This window comes from Providencia sp. PROV205 (genome assembly GCF_028479505.1).
Classification (GTDB): Bacteria; Pseudomonadota; Gammaproteobacteria; order Enterobacterales; family Enterobacteriaceae; genus Providencia; species Providencia huaxiensis.
The window spans coordinates 349,199-365,785 of record NZ_JAMPNU010000001.1; the positions used below are offsets into that span (position 1 = coordinate 349,199).

Genomic DNA, 16,587 nt, shown 5'->3' on the forward strand with positions numbered 1-16,587 from the left:
CTCTAGGTCACGAGTCATTTTAATCAAAAAAGTTACACCACATTATCTTAATGTTGCAACTTTGTGCAACATTGTTAAGTGTGGTTTCTGAAGGAAATGTGAAACATATCGAGTTTTTTAAGTTTTAATAATTTTAATTAAATTAGTGTTTATTTAATTGTTATATTTTACATGTGGTTACGTTTTATTTTTCTTGGCGGGACAGTTAAACATCTGATTGTGAATTTTAGTTTAAATTTTAACATTTGTGATATGGATTCTATTTATGCAATAAAAAATAGTTAATTTCTTGTTAATTTAATATGAGTCTGTCTAGGATGGGGCAGTTAAGATATTAAGTTAGTGCAACACAAACAATCACAACCTATTTGGTGTTAGTGCAGATAAATTAAATATGTGCAATAAAGTGCAACACCATGAAGTTACAAGTTATCAACGGCAACTTATAAAGATAACTAATAATTTTAAAGCTACTCAATGGAGAAAACAGGATGACTGTAAGCACTCCGATGATCATTATGTTCGTCGTATATATTACTGGCATGTTACTAATTGGCTATATAGCCTATCGCTCAACTAAAAACTTTGACGATTATATTCTGGGTGGACGAAGTTTAGGCAGTGTCGTAACTGCATTGTCCGCTGGAGCCTCAGATATGAGCGGTTGGTTGCTTATGGGGTTACCGGGTGCGATTTTCTTAGCTGGGATTTCTGAAAGTTGGATTGCTATCGGCTTGAGTCTCGGTGCATATCTTAACTGGTTATTTGTTGCAGGGCGTTTACGTGTCCAAACAGAAAAAAATAATAATGCACTAACATTACCTGATTATTTTACGAGCCGTTTTGAAGATAATAGTAAGATTTTACGTATTATTTCTGCTGTTGTTATTTTAGTTTTCTTTACGATTTATTGTGCATCAGGTGTGGTCGCAGGTGGTTTATTATTTGAAAGCACATTTAATATGAGTTATGAGAAAGCGATGTGGTTAGGGGCACTCGCGACCATTGCTTACACTTTCTTAGGTGGTTTTTTAGCGGTGAGTTGGACTGATACAGTTCAAGCTTCATTAATGATCTTCGCATTGATTCTAACACCTATTGTTGTGATCCTTTCTTTAGGGGGAATAGATACCTCTATTGAAGTCATTAAAGCTAAAAACCCTGAATATCTTGATATGTTTAAAGACATGAATATTATCGCAATTCTGTCATTACTAGGTTGGGGATTAGGCTATTTTGGGCAACCTCACATTTTAGCGCGTTTTATGGCAGCAGACTCTGCGCGTACTATTCGTTCTGCTCGACGTATTAGTATGACATGGATGGTGTTATGCCTAGGTGGAACAATTGCGGTTGGTTTCTTTGGTATCGCTTATTTTGAAAATAACCCGGCTTTAGCGGGGTCGGTCATGCAAAATAATGAGCGCATATTTATGGAGTTAACGGGGATTTTGTTTAACCCATGGGTCGCTGGTATTTTATTATCAGCCATATTAGCAGCGGTAATGAGTACGTTAAGTTGCCAATTATTAGTTTGTGCAAGCGCGTTAACGGAAGATTTATATAAGCCTTTTATCCGTAAGAGTGCGAGTCAAAAAGAGTTAGTGTGGGTAGGGCGTTTTATGGTGTTGTTGGTCGCTGCAATTGCTATTTATATTGCTCGTGACCCAAATAATAAAGTTTTGGCTTTAGTGAGTAATGCGTGGGCGGGTTTCGGTGCGGCATTTGGTCCTGTTGTTTTAATTTCTGTAATGTGGAAACGAATGACCCGTACGGGGGCACTTGCAGGAATGCTAGTTGGCGCTGTGACAGTGCTAGTTTGGATGAAATACAAATGGTTTGATTTGTACGAAATCATTCCTGGTTTCTTATTAGCAACAATCGCTATTGTTGTTGTGAGTTTAATGACTAAAGCGCCAAGTGCAGCAGCTCAAGCTCGTTTTGACGAGGCTGAGGCAGAATATAAAGCAAGCTAATCGAGCGAGCTTATAAAATCAAAAGGCCGACTAACAGTATTGTTACTCGGCCTTTTTACGCTTTATCATTAATGGTTTTTTCTACGCTTGGCGAATTGGTAACCAATAAATAATAGAATAAACCAAACTGGTGTGGCAATTAAGGCTTGTCTTGTGTCGTGCTGAAATGCTAATAACACGACCATAAAGGCGAAAAAGGCGAGGCTTAACCATGACATCACAATTCCAGCAGGCATTTTGTAATGAGATGCTTTGTGCATTTCAGGGCGTTTTTTACGGAAATTTAAGTAGCTATATAAAATCATGCTCCAAATAAACATAAAGAGAATAGCAGACACGGTTGTGACTAGCGTGAATGCATGCATGATATCAGGAATAAAATAGATCAGAACAATACCAAAACTGAGGCAGATACAAGTAAAAATTAGCCCGGTAGCAGGCACTGCTTTTTTAGATAATTGGCTAAATTGTTTTGGTGCATCACCTTCTTTTGAAAGCCCAAACAGCATTCTGCTGGTGGAAAACACACCACTATTTGCTGAAGATGCCGCAGAAGTTAGAACCACAAAGTTAACAATACTTGCCGCTGCCGGTAGGCTTATCAGGACAAACATTTCTACAAATGGGCTTTTATCGGCCAATATGGTTCGCCAAGGAGTGACAGCCATAATGACAATTAAAGATAAGACATAAAATGCAATGATCCTGATAGGGATTGCGTTGATAGCTTTTGGCAAAGATTTCTCAGGATCACGTGTCTCCGCAGCCGCCGTACCTACTAATTCAATTCCAACAAATGCAAAAATAGCAATTTGGAAGCCAGCAAAGAAGCCGCTGATCCCCATCGGGAACATTCCACCATCGCTCCAAATGTTACTTAAAGATGCAGTATGGCCAGTAGGGGATTGGAAATTCATGGCGATTAATGTGCCGCCTACAGCAATGAGAGCCACAATGGCCACAATTTTTATCATGGCGAACCAGAATTCAAGCTCACCGAATAGCCTGACAGAAACTAGGTTGAGCGTTAATAAGGTGACCACACAGATAAACGAGGTTACCCATTCAGGAAAATCAGGAGCCCAAAAGCTCACATAGGCTGTAATCGCAATGATATCGGCAATACCGGTGATAACCCAGCAGAACCAGTATGTCCAACCGACAAAAAAGCCTGCCCATGGGCCGATAAGGTCAGCAGAAAAATCACTAAATGATTTGTAGTTCAGATTAGAAAGTAGTAGTTCACCCATTGCGCGCATCACGAAAAATAGTACAAAGCCAATTATCATATATACAAAGATAATCGATGGGCCTGCGAGTGAAATGGTTTTGCCAGAACCCATAAATAAGCCAGTACCAATTGCACCACCAATTGCAATAAGTTGTATATGGCGGTTACTAAGGCTACGTTTTAACTGATTACGATCAGTATTGGGTTGTGTTGATAGTGAATTCGCATTTTCTTCCATACTAAAGATGTCCGTAGTGGTTTGTGATAATTAGCCACAGTCTTTTTTTTAATTTTGTGGTTATGTTTGCGTGAAATATTGTGACACAAATCTCAATTAGAGTAAGGAAAAGTTATCTTGTTAGGAACGAAGTGATGTTTATTCAAGCATTAGTTTTCTTAAATTTTACATTCGCAACTTAAAATTAACTTAGGTAATAAAAATAGCAGAATCATATTGACTGTAGCAATTGTTAGGCGTTAAATAATTTGTATCGGGTTGTTAGCTCAGTTGGCAGAGTAGGTGACTCTTAATCACTCGGTCGTGGGTTCGAACCCCACACAACCCACCAAGGTTTTCAATGAGTTAGGTGTGATTGTGAATTATTAAATTATCTTGCGTGCCATATTCGTGCCATTCAGATTTAAAATGTCATCGATGTTTTTGGCGTGTTCTTGCAAGTGAATGGGTGATAAGTGAGCATATCGTTTTACCATTTCTATGCTTTCCCATCCGCCCATTTCTTGCAATGCTGATAACGGCACGCCTGCTTGAATTAACCAGCTCGCCCATGTATGACGCAAATCATGAAAATGAAACCCTTCAATACCAGCTTTTTTCATAGCAGAATTAAAGGCCTTATTTGCGTTCACAGTCATTGGCACTAAATCACTAACACCATTTTGCTTACGCTCTCTGACAAAAACATATTTAGTATGTCTGCCTATCTGATCCCGAATAATCTGACAAGCAGTGTCATTGAGCGAAACGCCTATCGCACGATAGTTCTTGGATTGCTCAGGGTTAATCCAAGCTACTTTTCTCACTAAATCAACCTGACTCCACTCAAGGCTAAGTATATTCCCCCTTCGTAGACCAGTAGCTAATGCAAAGGTAATAACTGGCTTTAGGTAATCGGCGGCATTATAAATTAACGCCGTAGCTTGTTCTCGAGTCAGCCACTTAACTCATTAGCAGCTATTCTCAGTAGTGAGCGAATAAATGCCAAGTGTGAATACTTTGATGACTGTGAGGGAAAGCCTTTTTGTGACCCCCTGTTTTTCATCTTAGCTATCACGTTTTGGCATTCATTATTAGTGATAATCCAGTAATCGGACAGGTGGCAAACATGGATACTTCTGATTTTTCCTTTGCCGCCATGTAATCCATAAAGTCGGTATTCATCCTTGCAGACTCAATCATCGGTGTGATTGTTTCTACTTCGCCATTTATTAGAATATTGTCAGCGTTGTAGGTTTTCGCTAGCTCCTTATACTCCTTGGATGCGCGAGTTTTTATTTCTGGCTCAAGTATGAAATCAGTTTCAAATACCTCTGGCTCGAGTAATGCTGCATGAATTGCCGTTCCAATCTGCGCCGATTTACTTCCTTTAAATGGGTTAAAATACAGATTGGCAGGGCTAACGCTAATAGCTTTGACTGACGTTGAGCTTATAGCCTCATCATTGTGATAGTCTTCATTACTTAGCCCGTAAATAACTCCCTCTCTCACAATAACCTTCTTTCGCTTTTTTCAGTCTCAAAAAAAGCGCTCCATGCTTCATCTGATTCTTGAATCGTCATTTTCTATTCCTTAAATATGCGTATTCCTCACTATTAATAGCGATTTGAAATGTGTTGTGGTGGGGTATTTAGCTTTTGTCTGATTGAGAAAAAATTCTTGTAAATTACTATTGATTGATAATTTTACTTTTCTTCAGGTATAAAAATGTCACCTTACGCTGCTTTTATTATTAATTTCACTACGTTCAATGGAATGGGGTATATGCAAACATTGAGTGACCCGTTTGTAGTGTTTGATTTGGTGGTTAAGATTGGCTATATGAATGGCATGATTTGAGCCTCCTATCCAATCGCCCCTAGCCTTTAACATTGAATTGCCATCAAGTAAGCTGCGTCAGCTATCAACCCCATTTGTTCTGCCGCTGAGTCGCCAGTCTCATCAAGTTCTTTGGCTTGCCATGAGTTAGATAAGTAGCCACTCATCGCTACTGATCGGGTTACTTTCACTATCAAACCAGCATTCAGAACGAGTTATATGAAATTCTACGCCCATACAGTCACCCTTATTAAATTAGAGAAAATAAAATATCACTTAAACGCATAATCTGAAAGTGTGCTTTGCTTCAATTCGCACTCCCGCTAAGTTAGCATTACTGGAACTAATTGATAGGATGGTGAGATGAAAAGAATAAATAGGTATCAAGCTGAAGATTTTATTACAACGTTGGGTGATGTAATTCTCAATTACGATGAGGTTACTGTATCCCAAAAGCACGACATTGTTATTGGGCTAGAGCCAGAGCAAGTAGACAACTTTGAAAGCTTAAAAGGTTTTATAGTAGAAATTAGCAAAGCTATTCCAGATTTTGATAATCAAGTTCAAAGGTATTTTTATCACAGAAACAAAGAATCTGACTTTCCTCACAATTTAAATGTTATTTATATTGAAGGAAATACCGTCATATTGGATTACTGGTCTGAGATGGTAAATAATCAATTCACAATGACATTTCAATACAATAGCGGGGTCTGGAAGTTGATTGATGCAAACGGTAGAAGTCCAAAATGATAACCAAATCTAGCCCGTCCTTGGGCTGGGTGGTTAGGCTAATAGCTTGCCTGATTTAGTTCCTTGCGGACTCATGAGGTTGGCGTAAATAACACCATTCATTTCTGCCAGTCTGCGCGTAACTTCATACTCTTAGGTAGGGTTAAGCTTCGCATTCTGTCCAGAGGATAAGGCTTCTAACCTTGGCTGATATTTGTAACTGACTCACTGTCAGTCGCAAATTATTGAGTGCGTCACTGACAACCTTGAAGTAATGTTTGCCTTCGATAAAGCGTTTTTTATTACGTTTAAAATTTTGCTGAATATTATTAATTTCAGTTTCATAAACGTTAGCTAAGAGTTCGGTGGTGATTACACGAAACCCGTTATGTTGAACAGGCGGTAAATTTTGAACGGTTAATGCGTTCATGCCATTACCTCCACGCTTAACAGTTTTGCTAATTTAGATAAACCTTTGGCAGTAACACGAACTTGTGACACTTGCTTATCTTCACCAGTGCGATTTTTTACTACAGAAACTTTATGCTCAAGTAAGTCTTGCTGGATTTTATCTTGATAGCCAATCCAAACCGAACCGATACGGCGGTAAATCCATTTGCTATGGCTCATTAGGTCGAACAATTTTTTAGGATTTACTTGCAATTGCTTAAGTGATCTGGTGCTAAGTATGCATATCGCAGAACCATTTCAATACTTTTCTAATCGCCCCTTTCTTGCATAGCTGATAGAGGCAAGGGAAAATTCTAGAACAAATAAGGGCACATAGAAGTGAAAATGGCAAATCCACAGATAAGTGGCTATGTGTTGCAACAAGGAATGAGTATAAAGAAGAATACGAAGTTGGAATAAAAAAATACTCTGGTGGGTTTTTTATTGCCTGAGCTGTCGTTGCCCAGGCAATAAGTTACTTATTCTATTTCCTTATTCTGTTCATATAATTTAGCGCCCTTTGCTCGCAGTTCCCCATCGACAATTTCGATAGAATCAGCTTCTACGATAATCTTTTCCTGTGACCCTTTGTCTGATTGTGTTCCGTTTAACTTAATGGTGACTTCAGGGGCACTAATAACACCATCTTTTACCTGTACAGATTCTGATGAGGTTTGTATAGAGCTGGCCATAGCGAACGTAGATAGTGTGATTGAGATTACCGCTAAAGGTGCAATATATTTGCGCATAAAACACTCCATTGTGATGAATTCAATGGGATACTATCAAATGAATATTAAATGGGTTACAAGTTTTGTAAAGGTTCTGTTCACATTATCTATGCCAATAATATATTTGACATTTAAGAGGGTGCTATTACATCCTTCATGAATTTATTATTTCAATTTATTAGAGCGAAATACTGGCTCAATAAACCAATGAATAATTGAGTTTGACGCTAATAAAAGTGCTAAACTAATTGTGACTAGAGTCGCTGTTATTATTAGGGGCAAGCTAAGTTCTATGCCTAAATAATTTAAAGTTTGTAATATAACAAAGCAAATAATAGGATGAATCAAATAAACACCTAAGGCATTGTTTGATACTTTTGCATATTTATGGGTTGATAAAGCAAAGTAAATAATGCTCAAACCTAATATTAGGCTTATTGCAAAATTTAAAATATAGACAGGAAATGAGACGAGGAATAAATATGGACTAATTGTGTTGAATACTGATTCAAAGAAAGTCTCTCGATAATTAAGGAATAAAATAGTTAAGGTTGTTATGCAGAAAATAGAAATAATAGGAGTTTTTCTTAGCGAAGATATATTTTCATTGTTAATGAAGTAAGCTATTACAAAAAAAGGAAAGTATAAAATAACCGAGAAAAACCCTGAGATTGGCATAAGGTAAGTTTTTGTTATTAATGAAATTAATAGTGATATAGCTAAGATTGTAGATAGCTTGAATTTGTTTGATTTAACGCTTTTTGGTAGTAATAAAAAGATAGCTTGCCATATAGGTGTTGCTAAAAAAAACCAAACTCCGTACTGAGGAGAAAATAGATATGTTTTTAACGTTAACTCACCGGTAAAATAGAGTGGGAGCATATCGATTGTTTGAAACGTAAAGTAAATTATAAAAGCAGGAAGAAGGTGAGATTGTAACTCTTTCCATGTTGTATTTTTTGTTATAAATGCGACTATAAATACAAACATAGGTATTAATGTTAAGTCAAAAGCATTAATAAGCAATGAATATTTGTTTTTATCAACTAAATTTAAATAAAAATTAAAAACAATTAATGAGCTTAACATTAATTTTAGTGTAGGCCAGTATGGTTGCTCGCTATTTTTTATATTTGAGATTAAGCTATTTTCTTTCTTCATACATATACCCTATCTAAAAACTAATTAATTGTACCTCATTGAGGTTTTAATTTGAAATGAATTATTTTAAGGATTATAGAATGGGTAAATACCTGTCAAATATTGATTAGTCTTTTTGCGTTACTACCTCACTATTATTGTGAAAAATTAGCTAGTTTAGGAACGGAATATAAAGTATCGCTTAATTTTTTAGCACTCAATGGCAGGATAAAATCACAGGCTATTAGAGCGCGGAACTAAAAAACTGAGAGGCTATTTGAAAGGAGAGTTGATTTTGGTTGGGAACGTAAAATTTGATTGAGTTTTGAGCAGTTAAAAAGAGGCGGTTTGAAATAGGGTACTATTATTCTGTAATGCACTGAATAAACAGGGATTATTGTAACTGCAGAGTTTGAGATATTAGGAGCTAAATTTAACTCAAGTCTCTGCTATTACATTAGCACTTATTAGTATACGTAAGAAATAAGTAAAGGGATCCTAGTTTTTTCCATGAGATTTTCATTATATTGGCTTTGAATTATGGCTAGCTTAGCTGTTATCAAGCAATTTTTGCGTCACAGTGATTGAAGCTTCGACGCCTAATAGATATAAGGCTTGTTCTAAAAGGTCAATTTTGGATGCGTAATGAATATCTAGTAAGCGTTCTATTTGTTGTGCGTTGATGTTCAACCTGCGAGCGAGATCGACACGTTGTATTGCAGAGTTGAGAATAGCGTTATGCAAAGCAATTTTTAAGCAGCAGATTATAGGTAAATAAACAGTAAAGGTTGCATCACTTTTTGTTTGCGTTGCGAGTGGAATTGGTTTCCTGAGCTCAATATGTTCCGCAAAAGTGGCTAGCAGAATTTCTTGGGCTTCTAACTCAACGTCTTCTTTACAATAGCTAACACCCTGTAGGTCAGGAAAATCGCTAAAATTGATTTCATAAATATTTTCTTCCTCAATAAATTCAACTGCTGCTTGATAAGTGAACATGTTTTTCCTTCAAATTATATTCCAGTGTGTTAAGTGTTGCATTGGCGTATGAGGAAAACAAGTTTATCACTTCACTTAACTAGTCATTTCTTCCTTTATTTCTATGTCTATTGGCCCTGTATTTTATTCACTGGTCGTCATTGGAAATGATTAATGTGATCTTCTTAACATAAATATACCAATGTGAGAATCGTTTTATTCGGAAATTATTGAGAAATAAAGAAAACAAGTGTGAGGGCTATCGCAAATTGAAAAAATTTTTTGACCATAAAAATTGTAATAAATTAGCTTCTTTTATAAGCAGGTTCCTCACTGAATTATTTTAACTAAAAGTAATTTAATTTTTAATTTTTCATTATTCGATTAAGCGATTTTACTTAAGTTTGATTGCTGTTTAGGGTATTTTGTTAAAATAAAAGTATATAGTAATCAATGGTTACTATAACTAACGTTAATTAAATTTGAGGTGTTACGTGAAAATAGCTAAAAACGATAGGCATGAAGGCAAGTAATAATATCTTTAGTTCTTTCTATTTTAAGTGCCGATCAAATATTTTAAAAGAGATATAAAAAACATATGGAAAGCGGAATGTTCTCAATTGAAACCTTCATTTTTTGCTCTCGACTCAAAAGTGGCAGGTTGGCGTAGGTTGATCTTTTTATTAAAAAAAATGAGACTTCAGTTATTTTAGATAAAAAAGTAAATATTAATTAATCAAAAAAATTACTTTAATGAACTAATAACAAGATAATTACTTAAATTACCAAATAAGTAAAATGATCTAACAGATGCATTTAAGCTAAATAGATTTTTATTACTGGTCAATGATGTGAATTTTATAAATTTTATTAATATTGTCATATGGTGGTATTAAAATCATTGTTTAATGAATCTAATGAAAATAGAAGCGAACACTTAATATGTATGACAATATAATGAGTGTTTTTATGATAACTACGATTGAATAATTTTGAACGATGGTTGGAGTATAGATTAAACTTATTGAAAATTAATGATTAAGTTTTATTCCAATAATGCCGATAACGGCTTAATGCACTTATGTGCAACTCAGTTTCTTAATGCTAAAAATTGATTTGGATCAATATTTTGTTTTTGATGTTGTGCTTGGTTTTTTTTGCTTAGTTATCGCATCTAAAGAGTTGTTGCTTTGATTAAAATCCTGTCATTTTGCTTAGGGTGACTGAAAATGTTGTTGATATTTAGGATAAGGTGATAGAAGATAAAGAAATAATGAAGATTATTTAATGAATTGATGGGTAATCATCTCATTGGTACAAAAAGAAACATAAGTACCTTGAATAGTTAATTTAGTGGTGCATAATAATTGGCGACTAATAATGACATCAGTAATTTCTGATTCTTATGGAAATCGCTAATTTTTTGGTCACTCCTTATTGTTGTAGGTATTCAGGAAATATATTTAATTTAGGTTTGGAAATTAGTGTATCTATACTCCAAATTGGGTATTTTTGAATGGATGACATGGGAAAATAATGGAATTACATTTACCCAATTTAATTACTTTTTAAATTTAATAATTTGATTACACAATACTTTCAAATTCATATTTGTTCTTTTTGCACACAGATCGCACAGATGTTGATAATATTCGGAAAGGAAAAAAAATGAGCTCGACGACAGATTTTCTGAAGCATATATACGATATTAACCTCTCATATTTGCTATTAGCCCAAAAACTCATCTCTCAAGAGAAAGCCTCTGCGATGTTTCGTCTAGGTATCTCTGATGCAATGGCAACTACTTTAGCAGACCTTACACTTCCTCAATTAGTCAAATTAGCAGAGACAAACCAGCTAATCTGCCAGTTTAGATTTGATAATAGTGACACAATTGAAAAGCTAACCCGTGATTCAAGAGTTGATGAATTACAACAAATTCATACAGGTATTTTACTTTCGACCCGATTATTGCAAACGCATAATGAGGGCGACACCGAAATAGCGAGAAAAAGATGAGTACCTCAGCTGAAAAAAGTATTGTCCAAGAAGCGAATGATATTCGACTAGCCATGGAATTGATCTCTTTAGGCGCTCGCCTTCAAATGTTAGAAAGTGAAACTCAAATCAGTCGTGGCCGTTTAGTTCGTTTATATAAAGAGCTGAGAGGTTGCCCTCCACCAAAAGGGATGTTGCCTTTCTCCACAGATTGGTTTATGACGTGGGAACAGAATATTCATTCATCCATGTTCTATAATGCTTATCAATTTTTACTTAAAAGTGGCCAATGTCGCGGTGTTGATGCCATATTACGAGCATATAGATTATATCTTGAACAGTGTATACCAGAACCCGGTGAAGAGCCTTTGTTGGCTTTAACACGTGCTTGGACCCTAGTCCGTTTTGTGGAAAGTGGTATGTTACAAAGTTCACAATGTAGTTGTTGCCATGGTTCTTTTATTACCTACGCACATATTCCTGAAAATAGCTTCACTTGCAGTTTATGCCAACCGCCATCACGGGCAATAAAAAAACGTAAACTTTCCGAGCATCTAGCCGATATTACGGTATATCGACAGGATGGCATTACTAAAGCGGTAATGTAATTGGATTGATTTGGTTAACAGGCAAAGGTTTTGCCTGTCACTCCTAATATTCCCTTTGACTGCCATCTGTTAACCAACGGAGTGAAAGGGAATATTGTGTTAATACTCATCGGGTATATCATTGTTACAGTTGCGGTTATTGGCGGATACTTAATGGTCGGTGGCCATTTAGGTGCGCTTTATCAACCCGCTGAATTTGTCATTATTTTAGGTGCAGGTTTAGGTGCCTTTGTTGTTGGTAACAGTGGCAAATCCATCGTCGCCTTGTGCAAAGTATTACCAAAACTCTTCCGTCGTTCCTCCTACAATAAAACAATGTCAATGGACTTAATGGCGTTGTTATTTCAATTACTGAATAAATCACGCCAACAAGGGCTGCTAGCACTTGAAAAAGACATTGATAATCCAAGTGAAAGTGAAATTTTTTCCCAATATCCCCGTATTTTAAAAGATGAGTCCACCATGATGTTTATCGTGGATTACTTACGTCTGATGGTGAGTAGTAACTTACAAAGCCATGAAATTGAAGCTTTAATGGATGAAGAGTTAGAAACCTTTCGTCAAGAAAATGAAGTGCCAGCTTCAGGTTTAAATATGGTCGGTGACTCTATGCCAGCTTTTGGGATCGTTGCGGCTGTTCTGGGGGTTGTTAATGCCTTGGGCTCAGCGGATCGCCCTGCGGGTGAGTTGGGGGCTTTAATTGCCCATGCAATGGTCGGGACATTTCTAGGTATTTTAGTGGCTTATGGCTTTATTTTACCTTTAGCTGCACTGATTAGGTTGCGTAGTAGTGAACAACTGAAAATGATGGAATGCATTAAAGTGACTTTCCTCTCAGCATTGCAAGGCTACGCTCCTCAAATAGCGGTTGAATTTGGCCGCAAGGTGTTATTCAGCGCAGATAGGCCTTCATTTGTTGAACTCGAGGATAAAGTTCGAGAAGTGAAAGTAGGTGCTCGCTCACAAGAAACAACAGAGGAGTAACTAACGGATGGCAGCCAATACACCTCATGTTATTCGAGTTAAAAAGCGCAGTTCGCATCAGCAAAACGGGCATGGTGGTTCATGGAAAATCGCTTATGCCGATTTTATGACAGCGATGATGGCGTTTTTTTTAGTGATGTGGCTGATCTCAATTTCAAGTCCTCAAGAGTTAACACAAATTGCTGAATATTTTCGCACCCCCTTAAGTACAGCTATCAACCCAGGAAGTAAAAGTGGCGATGCCACAAATCCGATCCCTGGTGGGGGGAAAGACCCTATTTTTCGTGATGGGGATGTGATGCCTGAACCGAATAATATTATTGATGGTAATGCAAATTATCGTTTTGAGAAATTAAAAGAGTCTCTTGAGCAGGCTATTTTAAAAGACCCGCGTTTGAACGAATTAAAGCCCCATTTACTGATTGACATGATTAATGATGGGCTACGTATTCAAATTGTTGATAGTGAAAATCGACCGATGTTTAAAGTGGGTTCGGCAGCGGTTGAACCCTATATGCGCGACATTTTGCGTGCAATAGCGCCACTTCTTAATGATGTACCAAACCGAATTAGTGTCTCTGGGCATACCGATGATCTGGCTTATGCCAACGGGGCTAATTATAGCAACTGGGAATTATCATCAGATCGTGCAAATGCTTCGCGCCGCGAGTTGATCCGCGGTGGAATGGATGAAAACAAAGTCTTACGCGTGGTGGGGATGGCTTCAGCCATTCATTTAGATAAAGAAGATGGCTTTGCCCCGATCAACCGTCGGATAAGCATCATTGTGTTGAATGATGAAGAAACTAAACAAATTCTCCGTGAATACGATGGCGCGAAGCCGATTAATGATGTGCTCAATAAACCGCAAAAGCCCATGCCAGAAACGGCCGTGGGTGTTGTCGCTGCGGTGAAAATACCGTGATGAATTGCTGTTATTTGAATTTATTACATAACTTGTTTAGTTGTCTGCCGGGTTGCTCGGCAGTCAGCGTTAAGTGAAACTTAAGCGAAATTGGATAAAAACCATGGATATTACCGAGTTTTATCAAACATTTTTCGATGAAGCTGATGAGTTGCTCAGGGATATGGAACAACATTTACTTGATCTTGATCCTTTTGACCCGGATAGCGAGCAACTAAATGCCATCTTCCGCAGTGCCCATTCAATCAAAGGAGGGGCTGCAACCTTTGGTTTCACTCAGTTGCAGAATACGACTCATACATTGGAAAATCTTTTAGACAAGGCGCGTCATGATGAGTTAACGCTCACACCTGACATAATTGATGTCTTTCTCGATGCTAAGGATGTCATGGCATCACAGTTAGATGCCTATAAAAATGATTCTTTGCCAGATGAAGACACTTTCAAACGCATTTGTGAGGTGCTTAGCCGGGTTGAAAATAGAGCAGAAGAGGTCGCTGAGATAGATGCTGCGCTACCTGAGCCTAAAGTTGAGAATACGGTTGTTAAAGAAACTTCCACGGAGCAAGGTGAATATTCACACTACTTTATGATCTCGTTAAATCAGCTCAAAGAAAATGAAGTTGATTTACTGGCGGATGAACTCAGTTTATTTGGGCATTTATATCACACTGAAAAAACAGCAAATAGTTTGCAAGCATGGGTGGGCACTAATACGGATATTGATGATATTAGTGGAGTACTATGTTTTGTGGTGGATGAATCGCAAATTAACCATGAAGCCATTTCCTTTGCAGATTGCCGCGCTTTTTCGAAAGAAGAAACGTTATTAAATGACGATAAAGTTGAAGCAAGTGAAATTGAAACAGAGGTAAGTGACGTCGCAGAATCGCAAGATACGCCACAAACCTCGGTAAAACCTACCGTACCCGTGTCAGCTACCCCAGCTAAAAAAACGGCAGTCGCTAAACCGAAAGGGGATTCGAGCAGCATTCGTGTGGCCGTAGAGAAAGTTGACCAGTTGATCAACTTAGTGGGGGAATTGGTGATTATTCAATCCATGTTGACCCAACATAGTCAACATGTCGATCAGAACGAATACAGTGATTTGTTAAGCTCAATCGTACAGTTAGAGCGTAATTCCCGCGCTTTGCAAGAATCCGTTATGTCAATTCGCATGATGCCAATGGACTACGTGTTTAGCCGTTTCCCGCGGATGGTACGCGATATAGCTTCCAAATTAGGTAAAAAAATCGAACTGAAAGTCGAAGGAAGCTCAACTGAGCTGGATAAGAGTTTGATTGAGCGCATCGTCGACCCCCTGAATCACCTTGTTCGTAATAGCCTCGACCATGGGATTGAAAAGCCTGAAGTTCGTGTGGCAAATGGTAAGCCAGAAGCTGGCACATTGACCTTAGCGGCAGCACACCAAAGTGGCAATATTTGCATTGAAGTTCGTGATGACGGTGCTGGGCTAAACCGTGAACGTATTTTGGCGAAAGCGAAATCACAAGGCATGAGTGTGCATGATGGTATGAGCAATGATGAAGTTGCGATGCTGATTATGGCTCCGGGTTTTTCAACGGCAGAAGTCGTAACGGATGTTTCGGGACGTGGCGTTGGAATGGATGTGGTTAAACGAAATATCCAAGACATGGGCGGCCGTATTCAAATCGGTTTTACCGAAGGCAAAGGGACTATTATCCGCATCTTATTACCGCTCACTCTAGCCATTTTGGATGGTATGTCTGTGAAAGTTGCGGAGGATGTTTTCATCGTCCCATTGAGTGCCATTATCAGCACCTTGCAACCTCGCCAAGAGGATATTTATCGCTTAGCTGGCGAGGAAAAAATGTTGCTTGTGCGCGGTGAATATTTACCACTTGTTGAATTACACCAAGTATTTTCCATCGAAGAAGCCGAGCGAAATCTAGATAACAGTATTGTGCTGATTATTCAAAATGCAGGCCACCGTTTTGCGTTGTTAGTCGATAAATTAGTTGGGCAGCAACAAGTCGTCGTAAAAAATATTGAAAGTAATTATCGCAAGATCCCTGGTATTTCTGCAGCAACGATTATGGGCGATGGTTCTGTTGCATTGATTTTAGATGTGGCTGAGCTACAAAAAATGAATAACAGCATTTTGATTAAAAAGAAACAGCAGGTTTCTCAACCTGTCGTGCACTAAATAGAGGCCATACACCATGTCTATGTTAGATGATGATTTAAATAAACACGAAGAAGAAAAAAACGGCGAAGGCTACCTTATTTTCACCTTGGGTGAAGAAGAATATGGCATTGAGATCTTAAAAGTGCAGGAAATTCGTGGCTACGAACAAGTAACTCGTATCGCGAATACCCCTGATTTTATCAAAGGAGTGACTAACTTACGTGGAGTCATCATTCCGATTATTGATTTACGGGTGAAGTTCTCCCATGAAAACGTGGTGTATAACGATAACACGGTCGTTATTGTCGTGAATTTAAAAGATCGTGTCGTCGGTATTGTGGTCGATGGCGTCTCAGATGTGCTGGTTTTGAATGAAGAACAAATTGCGCCACCGCCTGATTTTGCCGTGACATTATCGACTCAATATTTGACAGGGCTCGGAACATTAAATGACCGTATGTTGATTTTAGTCGATATCGAAAAATTATTAACTAGCGATGAAATGGCGCTGATTGACAGCATGGCTGAGTAACTCTCAGCCCCAATAATTGTTCAAATAATAATAAGTCATTAACTAAAGTTTTTGGTTGGATTACCGATATCCAAAATAC

General features: G+C 37.7%; 16 protein-coding genes, 1 tRNA gene and 2 pseudogenes. 10 read left to right on the top strand and 9 right to left on the bottom strand.

Going from position 1 to position 16,587, the window contains the following annotated elements; all coding sequences use genetic code 11:
- Positions 1-491: 491 nt before the first annotated feature.
- A complete protein-coding gene (gene putP / locus PR800_RS01625; protein ID WP_102139569.1) occupies positions 492-1,976 on the top strand; it encodes a sodium/proline symporter PutP in 1,485 nt (494 codons plus the stop codon).
- A 68-nt stretch (positions 1,977-2,044) separates the two neighbouring features.
- Here the strand turns inward: putP and cycA are convergent, their stop codons facing one another.
- Positions 2,045-3,445 carry a D-serine/D-alanine/glycine transporter gene (gene cycA / locus PR800_RS01630; protein ID WP_102139570.1) on the bottom strand — a complete coding sequence of 467 codons (1,401 nt, stop codon included), beginning with the start codon at positions 3,443-3,445 and terminating at the stop codon, positions 2,045-2,047.
- A 255-nt stretch (positions 3,446-3,700) separates the two neighbouring features.
- Here cycA and PR800_RS01635 point away from each other — a divergent pair.
- Positions 3,701-3,776 (top strand) — tRNA-Lys (locus tag PR800_RS01635).
- A gap of 34 nt (positions 3,777-3,810) precedes the next feature.
- On the opposite strand, the pseudogene PR800_RS01640 reads toward PR800_RS01635, so the two are convergent.
- A pseudogene (locus PR800_RS01640) lies at positions 3,811-4,526 on the bottom strand (site-specific integrase); the annotation flags it as partial.
- Positions 4,499-4,936 carry a PD-(D/E)XK nuclease-like domain-containing protein gene (locus tag PR800_RS01645; protein WP_102139572.1) on the bottom strand — a complete coding sequence of 146 codons (438 nt, stop codon included), beginning with the start codon at positions 4,934-4,936 and terminating at the stop codon, positions 4,499-4,501. The pseudogene PR800_RS01640 and the gene PR800_RS01645, both read right to left, overlap by 28 nt.
- Positions 4,937-5,152: 216 nt before the next feature.
- Between PR800_RS01645 and PR800_RS01650 the strand changes: the two genes are divergently transcribed.
- On the top strand, positions 5,153-5,284 hold the full coding sequence (locus PR800_RS01650; protein ID WP_256372931.1) for a hypothetical protein: 132 nt from the start codon (positions 5,153-5,155) through the stop codon (positions 5,282-5,284).
- A gap of 26 nt (positions 5,285-5,310) precedes the next feature.
- Here the strand turns inward: PR800_RS01650 and PR800_RS01655 are convergent, their stop codons facing one another.
- A complete protein-coding gene (locus PR800_RS01655; RefSeq protein WP_166266863.1) occupies positions 5,311-5,454 on the bottom strand; it encodes a hypothetical protein in 144 nt (47 codons plus the stop codon).
- Positions 5,455-5,626: 172 nt separating this feature from the next.
- Here PR800_RS01655 and PR800_RS01660 point away from each other — a divergent pair, with 172 nt between their 5' ends.
- Positions 5,627-6,016: a hypothetical protein gene (locus PR800_RS01660; RefSeq protein WP_102139573.1), complete on the top strand. Its 390-nt coding sequence runs from the start codon at positions 5,627-5,629 to the stop codon at positions 6,014-6,016.
- 154 nt (positions 6,017-6,170) lie between these two features.
- Here the strand turns inward: PR800_RS01660 and PR800_RS01665 are convergent.
- The 5 genes and pseudogenes from PR800_RS01665 to PR800_RS01685 form a co-directional block, all read right to left on the bottom strand.
- Positions 6,171-6,425: pseudogene (locus tag PR800_RS01665) on the bottom strand (ORF6N domain-containing protein); the annotation flags it as partial.
- Complete coding sequence (locus PR800_RS01670) at positions 6,422-6,691, bottom strand: phage antirepressor KilAC domain-containing protein (RefSeq protein ID WP_331001551.1); 270 nt, start codon at positions 6,689-6,691, stop codon at positions 6,422-6,424. The gene PR800_RS01670 and the pseudogene PR800_RS01665, both read right to left, overlap by 4 nt.
- 233 nt (positions 6,692-6,924) lie before the next feature.
- Positions 6,925-7,194 (bottom strand): hypothetical protein, encoded by a 270-nt coding sequence (locus tag PR800_RS01675; RefSeq protein WP_102139576.1) that lies wholly within the window; start codon positions 7,192-7,194, stop codon positions 6,925-6,927.
- Between the two features lie 147 nt (positions 7,195-7,341).
- Complete coding sequence (locus PR800_RS01680) at positions 7,342-8,337, bottom strand: acetyltransferase (protein ID WP_195698490.1); 996 nt, start codon at positions 8,335-8,337, stop codon at positions 7,342-7,344.
- A 528-nt stretch (positions 8,338-8,865) separates the two neighbouring features.
- A complete protein-coding gene (locus PR800_RS01685) occupies positions 8,866-9,312 on the bottom strand; it encodes a hypothetical protein (protein ID WP_102139578.1) in 447 nt (148 codons plus the stop codon).
- A gap of 1,647 nt (positions 9,313-10,959) precedes the next feature.
- Here PR800_RS01685 and flhD point away from each other — a divergent pair.
- The 6 genes from flhD (at position 10,960) to cheW (ending at position 16,508) form a co-directional block, all read left to right on the top strand.
- Positions 10,960-11,310 (top strand): flagellar transcriptional regulator FlhD, encoded by a 351-nt coding sequence (flhD, locus tag PR800_RS01690; RefSeq protein WP_004909823.1) that lies wholly within the window; start codon positions 10,960-10,962, stop codon positions 11,308-11,310.
- Positions 11,307-11,897: a flagellar transcriptional regulator FlhC gene (gene flhC, locus PR800_RS01695; RefSeq protein WP_102139579.1), complete on the top strand. Its 591-nt coding sequence runs from the start codon at positions 11,307-11,309 to the stop codon at positions 11,895-11,897. The genes flhD and flhC overlap by 4 nt, the downstream gene beginning before the upstream one ends.
- 96 nt (positions 11,898-11,993) lie before the next feature.
- Positions 11,994-12,881, top strand: a complete 888-nt coding sequence (gene motA / locus PR800_RS01700) for a flagellar motor stator protein MotA (protein ID WP_004909829.1) — start codon at positions 11,994-11,996, stop codon at positions 12,879-12,881.
- Positions 12,882-12,888: 7 nt separating this feature from the next.
- Positions 12,889-13,806, top strand: a complete 918-nt coding sequence (motB, locus tag PR800_RS01705; protein WP_102139580.1) for a flagellar motor protein MotB — start codon at positions 12,889-12,891, stop codon at positions 13,804-13,806.
- A gap of 103 nt (positions 13,807-13,909) precedes the next feature.
- Entirely contained in the window at positions 13,910-15,994 is a 2,085-nt protein-coding gene (cheA, locus tag PR800_RS01710) for a chemotaxis protein CheA (protein ID WP_195698492.1), read from the top strand.
- Between the two features lie 16 nt (positions 15,995-16,010).
- Entirely contained in the window at positions 16,011-16,508 is a 498-nt protein-coding gene (gene cheW / locus PR800_RS01715) for a chemotaxis protein CheW (protein ID WP_004909833.1), read from the top strand.
- Positions 16,509-16,587 lie beyond the last annotated feature (79 nt).

What these genes read in the sequence shown, in the direction of transcription:
- putP (WP_102139569.1), top strand. Translation starts at nt 492, where the DNA reads ATGACTGTAAGCACTCCGATGATCATTATGTTCGTCGTATATATTACT.
- cycA (WP_102139570.1), bottom strand. Translation starts at nt 3,445, where the DNA reads ATGGAAGAAAATGCGAATTCACTATCAACACAACCCAATACTGATCGT.
- PR800_RS01650 (WP_256372931.1), top strand. Translation starts at nt 5,153, where the DNA reads ATGTCACCTTACGCTGCTTTTATTATTAATTTCACTACGTTCAATGGA.
- PR800_RS01660 (WP_102139573.1), top strand. Translation starts at nt 5,627, where the DNA reads ATGAAAAGAATAAATAGGTATCAAGCTGAAGATTTTATTACAACGTTG.
- PR800_RS01675 (WP_102139576.1), bottom strand. Translation starts at nt 7,194, where the DNA reads ATGCGCAAATATATTGCACCTTTAGCGGTAATCTCAATCACACTATCT.
- PR800_RS01680 (WP_195698490.1), bottom strand. Translation starts at nt 8,337, where the DNA reads ATGAAGAAAGAAAATAGCTTAATCTCAAATATAAAAAATAGCGAGCAA.
- PR800_RS01685 (WP_102139578.1), bottom strand. Translation starts at nt 9,312, where the DNA reads ATGTTCACTTATCAAGCAGCAGTTGAATTTATTGAGGAAGAAAATATT.
- flhD (WP_004909823.1), top strand. Translation starts at nt 10,960, where the DNA reads ATGAGCTCGACGACAGATTTTCTGAAGCATATATACGATATTAACCTC.
- flhC (WP_102139579.1), top strand. Translation starts at nt 11,307, where the DNA reads ATGAGTACCTCAGCTGAAAAAAGTATTGTCCAAGAAGCGAATGATATT.
- motB (WP_102139580.1), top strand. Translation starts at nt 12,889, where the DNA reads ATGGCAGCCAATACACCTCATGTTATTCGAGTTAAAAAGCGCAGTTCG.
- cheA (WP_195698492.1), top strand. Translation starts at nt 13,910, where the DNA reads ATGGATATTACCGAGTTTTATCAAACATTTTTCGATGAAGCTGATGAG.
- cheW (WP_004909833.1), top strand. Translation starts at nt 16,011, where the DNA reads ATGTCTATGTTAGATGATGATTTAAATAAACACGAAGAAGAAAAAAAC.